Origin of the sequence: Pseudomonas sp. P4795, from assembly GCF_048822895.1 — a bacterium.
Taxonomy (GTDB): domain Bacteria; phylum Pseudomonadota; class Gammaproteobacteria; order Pseudomonadales; family Pseudomonadaceae; genus Aquipseudomonas.
Genome location: NZ_JBMFBT010000001.1, coordinates 683,114 through 695,595, shown reverse-complemented (window position 1 = coordinate 695,595; position 12,482 = coordinate 683,114). Strand labels below are relative to the sequence as shown.

11 protein-coding genes are annotated in these 12,482 nt (G+C 61.7%); 1 reads left to right on the top strand and 10 read right to left on the bottom strand.

Annotated features, from left to right (window positions below; translation table 11 throughout):
- The first annotated feature begins 84 nt into the window (after nucleotides 1-84).
- On the top strand, nucleotides 85-891 hold the full coding sequence (locus ACOI8A_RS03080; RefSeq protein WP_420649552.1) for a class I SAM-dependent methyltransferase: 807 nt from the start codon (nucleotides 85-87) through the stop codon (nucleotides 889-891).
- Nucleotides 892-1,049: 158 nt separating this feature from the next.
- On the opposite strand, the gene ACOI8A_RS03075 is transcribed toward ACOI8A_RS03080, so the two are convergent.
- The 10 genes from ACOI8A_RS03075 to ACOI8A_RS03030 all read right to left on the bottom strand — a co-directional run bounded on the left by ACOI8A_RS03075 (nucleotide 1,050) and on the right by ACOI8A_RS03030 (nucleotide 12,481).
- The gene (locus ACOI8A_RS03075; protein WP_420649551.1) at nucleotides 1,050-1,742 is read right to left on the bottom strand and encodes an N-acetyltransferase; all 693 of its coding nucleotides are present in this window, start codon (nucleotides 1,740-1,742) and stop codon (nucleotides 1,050-1,052) included.
- Entirely contained in the window at nucleotides 1,739-2,941 is a 1,203-nt protein-coding gene (locus ACOI8A_RS03070) for a GNAT family N-acetyltransferase (RefSeq protein WP_420649550.1), read from the bottom strand. Before ACOI8A_RS03070 ends, ACOI8A_RS03075 begins: the two co-directional genes overlap by 4 nt.
- 4 nt (nucleotides 2,942-2,945) lie before the next feature.
- Nucleotides 2,946-3,635, bottom strand: a complete 690-nt coding sequence (locus ACOI8A_RS03065) for an N-acetyltransferase (protein ID WP_420649549.1) — start codon at nucleotides 3,633-3,635, stop codon at nucleotides 2,946-2,948.
- Nucleotides 3,636-3,702: 67 nt separating this feature from the next.
- Nucleotides 3,703-5,622, bottom strand: coding sequence for a hypothetical protein (locus tag ACOI8A_RS03060; protein ID WP_420649548.1), 1,920 nt, complete (start codon nucleotides 5,620-5,622; stop codon nucleotides 3,703-3,705).
- Nucleotides 5,619-6,926 carry a lipopolysaccharide biosynthesis protein gene (locus ACOI8A_RS03055; RefSeq protein WP_420649547.1) on the bottom strand — a complete coding sequence of 436 codons (1,308 nt, stop codon included), beginning with the start codon at nucleotides 6,924-6,926 and terminating at the stop codon, nucleotides 5,619-5,621. The genes ACOI8A_RS03060 and ACOI8A_RS03055 overlap by 4 nt, the downstream gene beginning before the upstream one ends.
- Nucleotides 6,923-7,924 carry a polysaccharide deacetylase family protein gene (locus tag ACOI8A_RS03050; protein WP_420649546.1) on the bottom strand — a complete coding sequence of 334 codons (1,002 nt, stop codon included), beginning with the start codon at nucleotides 7,922-7,924 and terminating at the stop codon, nucleotides 6,923-6,925. The genes ACOI8A_RS03055 and ACOI8A_RS03050 overlap by 4 nt, the downstream gene beginning before the upstream one ends.
- Before the next feature lie 13 nt (nucleotides 7,925-7,937).
- Nucleotides 7,938-9,074, bottom strand: a complete 1,137-nt coding sequence (locus ACOI8A_RS03045; protein ID WP_420649545.1) for a glycosyltransferase family 2 protein — start codon at nucleotides 9,072-9,074, stop codon at nucleotides 7,938-7,940.
- Entirely contained in the window at nucleotides 9,067-10,035 is a 969-nt protein-coding gene (locus ACOI8A_RS03040; RefSeq protein ID WP_420649544.1) for a glycosyltransferase, read from the bottom strand. Before ACOI8A_RS03040 ends, ACOI8A_RS03045 begins: the two co-directional genes overlap by 8 nt.
- On the bottom strand, nucleotides 10,032-11,399 hold the full coding sequence (locus tag ACOI8A_RS03035) for an O-antigen ligase family protein (RefSeq protein WP_420649543.1): 1,368 nt from the start codon (nucleotides 11,397-11,399) through the stop codon (nucleotides 10,032-10,034). The genes ACOI8A_RS03040 and ACOI8A_RS03035 overlap by 4 nt, the downstream gene beginning before the upstream one ends.
- Nucleotides 11,396-12,481 carry a glycosyltransferase gene (locus ACOI8A_RS03030; protein WP_420649542.1) on the bottom strand — a complete coding sequence of 362 codons (1,086 nt, stop codon included), beginning with the start codon at nucleotides 12,479-12,481 and terminating at the stop codon, nucleotides 11,396-11,398. Before ACOI8A_RS03030 ends, ACOI8A_RS03035 begins: the two co-directional genes overlap by 4 nt.
- Nucleotide 12,482: the final 1 nt, after the last annotated feature.

The following is a 12,482-nucleotide window of genomic DNA, read 5'->3' as shown; positions in this document are numbered from 1 at the left end:
GGGCTTACAAGATTGCAACAATCTGGATGGTCGGGCTGATCTAGACTCGGGCCGCTCAATCACGAGCATCGTCCGGAGTGCGCCATGGAAGTGCCCAACAATAAAAACGCGATTGAAAGCAATCGACAGGCGTGGAACGATTCAGCCCGCCATCACCAGGAGTCGCCTGACTGGCAGGCGCTCTTGAACGATGTGGCGCAGGCCGATTTCTCCTGCCTCGACGACACCTTGCGCGGGTTACTGGAACAGGTTGGGGTTGACGGCAAGGCCGTCATTCAACTGGGCTGCAACAACGGTCGCGAAAGCCTTTCGCTGTTTGCGTTGGGTGCGCGGCAGGTGGTGGGGGTTGATCAGTCGGCCGCGTTCCTGGAGCAGGCGCGGGAGATCAACGCGCGCTCACCGCACACGGCCGAATTCATCGAAGCCGATATCCACCGCTTGCCGACGTCGCTGCATAATCGCTTCGACGTGGCGCTGATCACCATCGGCGTTCTCAACTGGATGCCAGACATTGGCGAATTCTTCCGCCATGTGGCCTCGACCCTCAAGCCGGGCGGCCGCCTGGTGATCTACGAAACTCATCCGTTTCTGGAGATGGTTGACCCCGAGGGCGAAGACCCGTTTCGCCTGGCGACGTCGTACTTTCGCGAACAACCGTTCGTGCAGGAACAGCCGATCGTCTATGCGGGCAAGGTCGAGCAGCAGTCAGCGGCATCGTACTGGTTCGTGCACACCCTCGGCGCGATCTTCACCGCTGCCATCGAAGCGGGCCTGAACATCAGCCACTTCAAGGAATACCCGCATTCGAACCGCGAGGAAGTGTACGACCAATACCTGAACCGCGAGGCGCAGATGCCTTTGTGTTTCACTTTGGTTGCCACCAAAAACTGAAGAAAAACGCGGACTGTGTAGGAGCTGCCGAAGGCTGCGATCTTTTGATCTTGCTTCTAAAGATCAAAAGATCGTCCGATCGCGGCCCGAGCCTTCGGCAGCTCCTACATTTTCTACGTGATGGCGGCGCTAAGGCCGCCACATATCCTGGCCTTGAATCAAGCCTGCGCTGCCGTCGTGACCACTGGTCTTTCCGGCTTGCGCAGTGCCTCCAATCTTGAATCGCTGTAGCGTGTTTCGCGGAAGAAACGCCAGTGCCCGAACAGGTCGTAAACATGGGTGATACGCCCTTGTTCCTGATAGCCCAGGCGCATATGCATCTTCAGGGCCTGTACATTGGCGTTGTCGCAGATATCCACCACTTTTTTGAAGCCTCGGGCATCCATGACTTGCCAAAGTGCGACCTGCGCATCGACGGTCAAGCTACTGCCGAAATACTGTCGGGTAATTTCGGCACCGAACTGAAAGTATTCACCGGGTTTGACCGGGAACGTGCAGCGGTAGAAGTGGCGGTCGTAATAGTCGCGAGCGCTGGCCCAGACGAACCCGACGGTGTGACCGTCCTCGTCCAGGTGCATTTGCCCTGTATGCCCTTCAGCGGCCAACTCGGCCATGGTCTGCACGCGATCACCAAAGTACTTGCTGAATGCCTTGGCGTTTTCCTCGGTGATGTCGACTCTGCGCAAACCTACACAGGGGCGCAGATTGTTTGGGGCGATCGGCGTGACCAGATCGCGCTCCATCCACAGCAATTCACGGTGAGCGAATACGTAACGTTTCCACAGCGCGCCAAGGGTACGGCGCAGGCCTTTTTCTCTGATGCGCAGAAGCAGGTTTTCGATGACTTTCATGATGCCCTCCGAGGCGCTAGCCCAGGTGTTGTGGATGGTGTTGTGGATGGTGTTGCCGGTTGAGTTTCGGATGTGTTCGCCGCTGTCGAGTTGCCGGCACGCTGTGCGCGCCATTTTTGCAGGGCCGGTTTGACGCGGTGCCAAAGGCGTAGCCCCAGGCCCAGTAGCAAGCCGCTGGGGCGCCACGAGTAAAAGCTCCAGCGCCAGTGCTCCAGTTGCCCGGTCATGCGTTCGTGAAGTTGATGGCTGGAGTTATCCAGGCTGACCCGCGACGCATCGATCCAGCGCCAGTGCTCATCCAGCCCCCAGCGAATCCACTCATCCAGCAGCACGCGACCGCTGCCCAGATCCGCATGCTGCGGCAAGAACGCCAGGTTGTAGTCGTAGAGTCGGCCCTGCTCCAGCAGACCTAACCGGTAACTGATGCAGCAGCCGTCCAGTTCCAGCGTCACGACCCGCACCAGGCCTTGGCCGGCGAGAGCGGTGAAGGCGCGTTCGATCCATTGGCGGCTGCGCGGCGTGGCGAAAATCCCCACGCCTTCATCGCCTTTCCAGCTCACCGCTTCGACTTCGCTGATGGCCTGCAGCAAGGCGCCCATGCTCAGTGCATCCGGGGTGATCCGGCGTATCTGCGCACCGCATGCGGCAATCCGTTTGCGCGCCCGACGCAGCTTGTAGCGCGGGTCGCCGGAGACCTCCTGATGATCGGCGTCGCTGATCAGATGCACCGGCACCCGGCAACTCAGGCGTCGTTCAGCAGTGGAACTGCGCGCCATCCATTCGGTGAGCGCACTTTCTTCACCGGCAGGTTCCGACAGTTCGTTGAGTTGCAGCAGCGCATGGGGCAGACGCTCACGGATCAGCACCAGTGCCTTGTGCATGTCTTCGCTGCCGAGCAACGACAGCAGGGCCAGACGATCGGCCAGCGGATAACCCAAGTGATGCAAAACGCGAAACGGCACGCCAGCGAAGCGTTCGCGGCTGGCCACCAGTGGCAGGCACAGCTGCAATTGCTCTGCTTCCCAGCCGAGCAGAATGTGCAGGCGCTGGTCCTCGCCCAAGGTCTGTTCTGCCGCGCACAACCAGCCAAGGTGGTTGAACGGCGTGTGGTCGGCCACACGCAGGCGCAGTGCCTCGTAGGCTGTTGCCGGGAAGTCGGCAGCGCACAGGGTCGCGCGCCATTCGAATCGCATCACCATAGGTTCAGGCCGCCGTTGCTTTGACAGGTGGACGGGAAGATTCACCCAGCGCCGCCAGGCGCGAACCGCTATAGCGGGTTTCGCGGTAGAAGCGCCAGCGGCCGAACAGCGTGTAGATATTCATGACCCGCTGTTGTTCGGTATAGCCCATGCGCAGGTGCAGTTTGAGTGCCGGGATGTTTGTCGACTCACAGACATCGACCACTTTGCGGCAGCCTTTCATGGCCATGTCTTTCCACAAGCGCAGTTGCACATCGACTGACAATTCGCTACCCCAGTAGGCGCGGGTCATTTCGCCACCGAATTCGAAGAACTCGCCGGGTTTCACCGGGAACCGGCAACCGTAGTGATGCCGATCAAGATAATCGCGCACCGAGCCCCAGATAAACGCCACGGCATCGCCTTGCTCGTCGACATGCATATGCCCGGTGTGACCTTCATTGGCCAGCTCGGCCATGACGCCGACACGGTCACCGAAGTAACGGGTGAAGGCGCTGGCGTTGTCTGCGGTAATCTCCATTACGCGCAGCGGCGGGTAGGGTTTGAGGTTGTGTGGCGGCACGGGACTGACCAGATCGCGCTCCATCCACAACAGTTCCTGATGGGCAAAAATGTACATTCTGCGGATCTTGCTCAAGGTCGCTCGCAGGCCTTTACGACGGATATGTCCGCTGAGTTTTTGCAATACATTCATGGTTTTTTTCCTGATGAGGGTGCCGCGCGCAGCAAGAGGCTCGCGGGGCAGAACATCAAAGGGCGGTTCACGAAGCGCTCCAGTTCAGGGCAAACAGGGTTTGCCCCGGCAATTCGAAACGCACGCGCCCGTTTTCACAGACAAACGGGGCTTCACGGCTGCGACTGTCGGCGCCGAAGTAGTGCAGCGCAGCGTTGTTCAACGGGCAGCCGGCGCCTTTCAGATCGACACGCTGCAACCGCGTGCCTTTGTTCACACCCAGCAGACTGCGCTGCTTTTCGTTGGCCATGGCCAGCACATCGACTTCAAAGGCGTCGTTGTCCAGTTGCAACACGCGTTTGAGCCAGTGTTGCTGGATGAACTGCTGGGCCAGGCCCACTGGTTTCAGTTCGACGCGCCCGTTGTCCAGCACGCGGACCATGCCTTTGCCGTAAGGCGGTTCGTCGGCGGCCTGAAACCAGTTGAGCATGCTCAGCAGGCCGTCCTGGGAGGCGTTGATCACCACCGACGTCCACCACAGCGAGGTGTAATGGGTTTCCTGATCGTAGGGGCTCAGGGCCGAGCCACTGGACAGGTTGGTCTGGTCCAGCAACAAGGCTTTACGCGGCTGACCGTTGGCGTCCAGCCCCACCAGATCAGCGGCGCGGCGCACGCTGTCGCGATAGACACGGGTCGCCAGCAAATCGCGAATCATCCATTCGTGCCAAGCCAGGGCATCGACCTGATCGGCGGATTCACTCAAAAGACGCCGCGCCCAGTCGATCCCGCGTTTGTCCGCCGCGTTTTCAGTGAACGGCCCGTTGACCAGCCGCGAACTGGCGGGCATTGCAATGCGTACGCCAGCCTTGGCATTCGCTGGATCGCTGCGAACCTGGCGCGCCATGCTGTTGAAAATCGACTGATATTGCTCGTAGCTGGAATAGTTGAGATTCGGCTCGTCGGCGAACCCGATGTAATGCGTGCCTTTACCGCCCAAAGCGCGGGTGCCGGCGAGCCACGCATCGAGGCCGCTGTTGCTTTGCACGTCGGCGCGCAGATCGGCCTTACGCTGGGTGCCAGCGAGCAGCGTGATGTCCTGGTGAATGCCGAAGCGATTCTGATAGAGCTGACGAAAAGCGTCTTCGAAGTGTGGATCCTTCGCCATGACGTCAACGAAGCTGTAGTAACTCGCTGCGCCAGGTTTCAAGGCATCAAGTGCGGCATGACTGGCCGGCGGCGGCACGAGGTAAGGCAGTGCGATTCCCAGATCCGGCGTGCGGCCGAGGACTTTGTCGTGCAGGGTCAGACGCGTCTGCCCCGGGTCTGCGCGCAAGGGTTTGAGCTGTTGCGGATTCTGCGCAAACAGATTCGCCGTGCCGTCGAGCCAGAACGCTGCTTTGCCGCTGCCTTGCAGACGCAGGCGCCAGACTTGCTCCTTGTCGCTGACCGGCAACGCCACTTGATCGAACTGCCAATAGGCGCGATAGGGTTTCAGCGCCAATGACAACTGTTGCCCATCGCCCACTCGCTGCGCTTGCAGAGCGCTGACACCGCCGTGAAATTTGCCGGCCAGCACCGCATGTTCGCCCGGCGCAATGCTGAAATACAGTTCGGTGCCGGCACGGGTTTCCGCGCTGAAATGCACTTTGGCTGGGGCAAACAGCGCTACGGTTGCCGCGTCGTGTTCAACGCGGTAACTGCGAAAACTGTAGCCGGGAATCTCCAACTGATAACTCGCTGCGCCGGGCGCCAGCGGCCAACTCTGGCTGCCACGGGTTTCGCTGGCCTTGATCAACCGCTCGCCCTGTAATTTGCCCTGACCGTCGAGCAGATACAGATGCTCTTCGTTGGCCTCGGCCTGCCACGCCGGCACCCAGCGCACGGTCACCGTGTCCGGGCGATCGGCTTGCAGATACAGGCTGCCGTCGCGGATATCACCCCATTGCATGGGCGCCGCAATGGCGTCCAGCGACAGGCCGAGACCGAGCAGCAGGACCAGGCGATTCATGCGGCTTTCCTGCGTTGCAGCATCGACAGCATCGGGCTGATATCGCTGGGCAGGATGATCAGGGTTTGCCAGAACGCCACGCCGCTCAATTTGCAATAGAGCACCAGCATCGCGATGGTCACCGCCAGATAGGCAATCGACGACGCCGCCGCGGCGCCGACGATGCCGTAAGTCGGGATCAGCAGCAGGTTCAACGCGAGATTGAGCAGGGCGCCAAGGCCCATCAGCAACGACACCGTGCCGGGGCGATTCTTGCCGATCAGATCCAGCCGCAGGATGCTCGCGTAGCACAGGCCAAAAAGCCCCGGCAGTAATGCGAGCAACGCCGGATACGCCGGTTGATACGCCACGCCAAACAGGGTGACGATCAGCCATTCACCGATCACCGCCATAGTGATACAGGCGCCGAGCATCACCGTTGCGGTCAGGCGCAGCGCGAGCGGCGTGACCTTGTCCATGCCTTTGTCCTGTTGCAGCAGGCGTTTCATCAGCGGTGTGGTCACCGCTTCCGGGACGATCAGCAGCAGTTCGGCAGCGGCGCTGGCCATCGCGTAATGGCCGAGGGCGGTGCTGCCGAGCAGGGCGCCGATGAACAGATAATCCGAGCGCAGAATCACTTGCTGGAACAGCAGATCCGGATGACTGCGCGCGCTGAAACGCAGCAGTTCGTTCTGGCTGGCGCGATCCCATTGCAGTTGCAACGGTTGCGCGCGTTTGAGCCACATCCAGCCAACCAGCACCACCAGACTGATGCCGGCCAGCCAACTGATCAGCGCGGCTTCCAGCGCCGCTTCTTTCCACATCCAGAACAGCGCAAGAAACAGCAACAGCGGCGCGAGTGATTCCACCAGGCGCAAAACGTTGAACGCGACCACACCACCGGACGCGTTGTGCAGCGTCAGCAGACCGCTTTTCAAAACCGTCAACGGTACAGCCAACAGCAATAGCCACGCGAGCAAGCCGAGTTGCACCGTCACATCGAGTTCACTGCCGAACTCGCGCGCCAATGCCACCACCAGCAAGGTCAACAATCCCGCTAGCAAGCAACCGAACACCAGCACCTGTGCCAGCAGCAAACCCATCGGCCGTTGCTGGGCCGCCTGATAACCCACAGCGGAATTCAAACCGCCACTGGTGGCCGCGCTGATCAGATCCGGCAAGGTGCTGAGCAGTGCGAACAACCCACGTTCGCTGGGGCCGAGAATCCGCGCCAGCAGCACATTCCTCAGCAGGCGCAAGGCGATCATCGCCAGTTTGGTGCCCATGCTCAGCGCCAGATGCTTGAAATAGTTGCCTCGGCTCATGGTCGCGCCCCGCGAAAGATGCGCAGCGACAGCAACTCGGGATTGCGCGCGGTGCGCTGGCTGACGCCGAAGCGCGGCAGATCCAACGGATCGCCGGCGCCGCGATAGAGGCCGGTGGCGGTGCCGAGGGCAAATGGGTAATCGTGATTGGCGACCTGTTCGCGGACCCGCTCATCGCTGTCGCCGTTGGGGTAGCAATACACCGGCAACGGCCGGTTGCAGCCATTGTGCAGCGCCTCGCGGCTGCGGCTGATTTCCTGGTTGAGCCGCGTATCGTCAAGGCCGGTGAGGATCGCGTGGCTGGCACCGTGCGGGCCGAAACGTACCAGCCCGGAGGCTTCCAGCGCCCGCACCTGATGCCAGTCGAGTGCTTGCGGCAATGACTCTTGCGGGCATTCATCGGTCAGCCGTTCGAGGATTTTTGAATCGAGTTCCTTGAGTCCTTGCAGGTAATGCAAAAGCGCCAGGCTGCGCCGCTGCACATCGATGTCATCCACCAGCACCGGCAGCGGCCGACCAATGGAGCGCAGGCATTCGATCAGGTGCATCCGGGCTTTTTCGCCGTGGCTGTTCCACAGGGTTTCACCGAGGCTCTCCCACCAGAACCGCTGACGGCTGCCAATGAAATCGGTGGACAGGAAAATGCTCGCCGGCACCTGATGTTTTTGCAGCAGCGGGAAGGCGTTGACCGCGTTGTCGCGCCAGCCGTCATCGAAGGTCAGCGCCACTTGCGGGCGCTCGGTGCGCAGCGCGTTGGGCTGGAGAATTTCCATCAGCGGCACGCAATCGAAATGCTTGCGCAGCCACACCAATAGATGTTCGAAGGCTTTCGGGCCGACACACAATTCATTGCGGTGCGGCAGGTCGGCGGCGCGGTCGGTGGCCAGCACCCGGTGCAGCATCAGAATCACCCCGGCGCCGTGCAGCTGATTACGTCCCACGGACGAGTTGAGATAGAGCCAGCCGCTGGTGCGTTTTATCAGCTGTTTGATCGCCATGGCATGCGTCCTCTCAACGGTTTTGTTCAGGATTCCACTGGGCGTAACGCTGGCCGCGCAGGAACTGCCACAGGCCGATGCTCATGCCAGCCAACGTCACCAGCAGGAACGCCGCGAGGCGAAACGGTTTCGGTAAGCGGTGTTGCGAATCCAGCAGCCCGGCAATTGCGATGGCGTAGCCGAACAGTTGCGCGATCAGGCTCAGGCGATAGAAACCGTGCTCGTTCCACAGCCAGAAATTGCTCAGCAGCAGCGGCACCAGCAGCACCGGTGCCAGTCGGCGGATCAACTTGTGGCTGATCAGCGCCAGCGAATACAGACCATGTTTGAGCGGATTGAGCAGTTCGCTGCGCTGCGCCAGGCTTTGCAAACCGCCGACGGTAACGCGCTGGCGGCGGCGAAACTGTTTGTCCGCTTCATCGACGCCCTGGTCGATCACCTGGGCTTCAGGCACATACACGATGCGTTTGAATTTGATCGGCGCGCAGGTGCTGATGAAGAAATCGTCGTTGACCTCCGCCGGAACGTTTTCAAACAGCTCGCGGCGCAGGGCGAGCAGGGCACCGTCGGCCGAGACCATGCACCCGGTGCGATTCTCCACCCGGCGCAACCAGCCTTCGTAATGCCGATACAGACTGTCGCCGACGCTCAGGCCGCCACCGGTGACCGGGATCACCATGTGCCCGGCGCACGCGCCGACCTGCGGGTCATTCAACGGCGCGAGCAAGTGGCCGAGGGTGTCGCGTGACCATTGGTTGTCGGCATCGGTGAACACCAGAATGTCCCCGGTGCTCAACGCCACGCCGGCATTCAGGGTGGCGGCTTTACCCTGGCGCGGCAGGTCGAGCACGGTGATGCGCGAGTCCACAATCTTGTGCGCGCAAGCCACGGTGTCATCGGTGGATCCGTCGCTGGCCAGAATGATTTGCAGCGATGCTGGCTCATAATCCTGCGCCAGCAGCGTGCGCAGTTTGTGTTCGATATGCCGCGCTTCGTTGTGCGCGGCGATCACGATGCTCACGTTCAGCGGCGGTGCCGGAGTGTGGCGCCACGCCGGGAACAGCGGCGCGAGCACGCTCAGCAGCAGCGGATAGCCGAGGTAGGCGTACACCGGCAGCAACAGGCACATCCAGTAAATGAACTCAGCCACGGGCAGGCCTCCTGGCGTTCCAATGACACACACTGAGAATGAATGCCGCGCTGGCCAGGTGCAGGCGCAACCAGTGCAGGCCCCACAGCTGCAGGGTCAGGCGGATGTTGTGGTGCTTGCTGCTCTGCCGCACGCTCAGCACCAGACTTGGCAGCAGGGTCAGCATCAGCATGATCATTGCGTGCTGCACCTGGCCGACCAGCAGGGCAACAATCGCCAGAAAATCCAGCACCCAGACCAGCAGCGACAGCAGCGGAAAGCGCAGCAGGCGCAGGCTCACACCATGGGTGCGCAGCAACTGCAGGTGACTGCCCTGACGCCACAGTTCCTTGCCCATCCATTCGCGCCAGTTCATTTCGTAGCCCCAATGCAGGGCGACGCTTTTGTTGACCGACAACAGTCGCGCCCCGTGTTTGCTCAGGCGCAGCGTGTATTCCTTGTCCTCACCGGTGCGCAGGGTTTCGTTGAAACCACCGAACTCGTCAAACCAGCGTTTGCGCATCAGCAGGTTGGCGCTGGGCAACCAGTCCACGCTGCGAGTGGCTTGATTGGACGGGCGCAGCATGCGCCGTTGCCATGCGGTTGCGAACCACGGCGCGGCGGCGGGGGTGTGCAGGTCGAGGCCAAATACGTCGCCCTGGGCGTGGGCTTCGAGGTCGAGCAGTTGGGTCAGCCAGTCCTCGGGCATCTCGATGTCAGCGTCGATGAACGCCAGCCATTCACCGCTGGCAACGCTTGCGCCACGGTTGCGCAGCGCGCCGATCAGCAGGCCGGGCATGACCAGCACTTGCGCGCCGAAGCTGCGCGCAATCTGTGGCCCTTCATCGTCGGAGCCGTTATCGACCACGATCAACTCGCAGTGGATATTCGCGGCATTCGCGGCTTTCTGTGCGGCCAGCAGGGTGCGACCAATGTGCCGGGCCTCGTTGTACATCGGGATGACGATGCTGATCCGGCTCATGCCCTGGCCTCCGTCAGCGGCGCTTGTTCGGCCTTCAGACGCAGGACACAGGTCAGCGCGAGCATGATCCACAGGTATTTCAGATTCGGCGCGCTGAGGAACATCAGGAACAATGTCAGCGCCATAAAACTCATCCCCAGGTGAGTGATCAAGTCTGCTTGCTGCCACTCTCGACGCTCCAGCCATGCGCGGCGTGCGCGTATCAGGTTGTAGAACCCCTGGAGGAGCATGCCGACAAACAGCAGGCCGGCGGGAATCCCCAATTCGCTGAAGATTTCCAGATAGGTGTTGTGCGCGCGACGGTACAGGTCGCCGATCTTGCGGTTGGCGGAAAACGCCTTGGCGTAACCGGTGGTCGCGTAGTGCAGCGGGAAGGTGCCGGGGCCGGAGCCGAGCAGCGGATTGTCACGGATGATCTGGCTGCCCACCACGATGTACGAAGCGCGGCGGCCAAGGGATTCGTCCTGCGCCTTGGCCCCGGCGCTCAAGATACTCAGCGACTGGATGCGTGCCAGGTAACCGGCCGGCATCGCGTAGATCGCCAGTGGAAGCACGATGGCGGCGCCTAACATGGCAAACCCCAGATGCCGTGGGCGGATGTGCGACAGCTGACTGCGGTAGTGCCAGGCGCCGATGGCCAGACTCAAGGCCAGTACCACCAGCCCGGAGCGCGATTCGGTTTTGGTCATGCCGCCCAGCAACAACAGGCAGCAGGCGCCCCAGAACAGTCGATGCAGCAGGTTCGGGCTGCGGATCACCAGCAGCAGGCCCAGCGGAACAGCGAAGGCGATCAGCAGGGCGAAGGCGTTCGGGTCTTCGAGCAGGCCGGCAGCGCGACCCTTGTCCTGGAATTTGCTGGAAAACATCGCCATGGCGCAGGTCGCGCTGACGCTTAAGGTCACGAGTCGTGCGAACAGGTCGAGGTTCAATTCGCGGCCGATCAGCAGGGTGATCCCGAACAGAATCAGGCCGACGCTGAGCTCACGCAGGTGAGTGATCGACATGCCCATGTTGTCGGTGGTCAGCATGCTCAGCAAATACAGCGCCATGAACCCGAACAGGTAACGCCAGATATTGCTGCGCAGGCGTTCCGACGGGATCTGGTGCAGCGCCAGTTGCAACATCAGGATCAGCGCCAGCGACGCACCGAGGAATTTGCTGCCGGAAAACGCGCTGTCCTTGAAAAAGCCCTCGAACGGCACCAGCGCGGCAATGCCCAGCAGGCCCCAGCTCGGCTTGCGGTACAGCACCGCGACACCGACCAGACCGAGCACCGCACCCGGCGCCAGATAGGGATAAGGACTGACCAGCAGCGCCATGCAGACCACTGCGAGCAGACTGACGATCGAGAGCGGGAAAATCATGCGCGTGCCTCCCGTGCCGTGCGGATGTACAGCTGCGACCAGCGTTCAGCCAGGGCCTTGAGGTCGTAGCGATCCTGTTGCGTGCGTTTGGCGTTGTCGGTCAGTTGCCGGGCCAGGCCCGACTCGCTCAGCAAGGTGTCGAGCTGGCGGGCGAGGGCAACGCTGTCGGCGGGTGCGGCGAGCAAGCCGCTGTGCCGGTTTTCCAGTACGTCGGGAATCCCGCCCACCGCGAAGGCCACCACCGGCACACCGGCCTGCATCGCTTCGAGCAGAATCATTGGCGTGCCCTCGGTGCGCGAGCTGATCACCAGCGCATCGAGGCGCTGCCACCAGCGGCGCATGTCGGTCTGATAACCCGGCAAACGAATACGCTGTTGCAGTCCTGCGGCGTTGATCCGTGCCTGCAAGGTCTCGCGTTCCGGGCCGTCGCCGAGCATCACTGCGTCGAGTTGCGCGTGTTGCAGACACAGCGGGATCAGCGCGTCGAGGAACAGGTCCGGGCCTTTCTCGCTGCTCAAACGGCCAACGTAACCGGCGACGTAGCGTTGCCGATCAACATCCGGGGTCATCCGTGCGGTGGCCGGCAAGCCGTTGGGGATCACTTGCAGCTTGTCGGCGCGCACGCTGGCCTGACGGTGAATCGCGGCGATGCTCTCGGCCACGCACACCACTCGATCCACCGAGGCGGTGCGGCACAGTTGCAGGCTCAGCCAGGTGTAGAACTTCTGCTTGCGGCTGCGCGGGGTGAAACCGTGCTGAGTGATCACCAGCGGCAGGCGCCACAGCGTCGCGCCTACCCACCCGAATAACAGCCCTTTGAAGTTGTGCGTATTGATCAAAGGTTTTTCGCCACGCCGCTGACGCAACTGCCCCAACAGCGTGCCGAGGCCGGCGCAGCCTTGCGCATCGACCCCAGCGTCGCGAAAGCGCTCGATCAGTTCTGGCGGCGCATCGAGAAACAGCACTTGATGCTGCCCCGGTGTCGCCAGGCAATGATCCAGCAACATGCGCTCGGCCCCATAGAAGCCGCCGCTGCTGAGCAAATGAATGATCGGCAGGGCGGTCCCCGGGGTGGGCGACATG

Excerpts from the sequence above, each read along its gene's own strand:
- ACOI8A_RS03075 (WP_420649551.1), bottom strand. The coding sequence starts at position 1,742 with ATGAAAGTCATCGAAAACCTGCTTCTGCGCATCAGAGAAAAAGGCCTG.
- ACOI8A_RS03035 (WP_420649543.1), bottom strand. The coding sequence starts at position 11,399 with ATGATTTTCCCGCTCTCGATCGTCAGTCTGCTCGCAGTGGTCTGCATG.
- ACOI8A_RS03050 (WP_420649546.1), bottom strand. The coding sequence starts at position 7,924 with ATGGCGATCAAACAGCTGATAAAACGCACCAGCGGCTGGCTCTATCTC.
- ACOI8A_RS03065 (WP_420649549.1), bottom strand. The coding sequence starts at position 3,635 with ATGAATGTATTGCAAAAACTCAGCGGACATATCCGTCGTAAAGGCCTG.
- ACOI8A_RS03040 (WP_420649544.1), bottom strand. The coding sequence starts at position 10,035 with ATGAGCCGGATCAGCATCGTCATCCCGATGTACAACGAGGCCCGGCAC.
- ACOI8A_RS03030 (WP_420649542.1), bottom strand. The coding sequence starts at position 12,481 with ATGTCGCCCACCCCGGGGACCGCCCTGCCGATCATTCATTTGCTCAGC.
- ACOI8A_RS03070 (WP_420649550.1), bottom strand. The coding sequence starts at position 2,941 with ATGGTGATGCGATTCGAATGGCGCGCGACCCTGTGCGCTGCCGACTTC.
- ACOI8A_RS03080 (WP_420649552.1), top strand. The coding sequence starts at position 85 with ATGGAAGTGCCCAACAATAAAAACGCGATTGAAAGCAATCGACAGGCG.
- ACOI8A_RS03060 (WP_420649548.1), bottom strand. The coding sequence starts at position 5,622 with ATGAATCGCCTGGTCCTGCTGCTCGGTCTCGGCCTGTCGCTGGACGCC.
- ACOI8A_RS03055 (WP_420649547.1), bottom strand. The coding sequence starts at position 6,926 with ATGAGCCGAGGCAACTATTTCAAGCATCTGGCGCTGAGCATGGGCACC.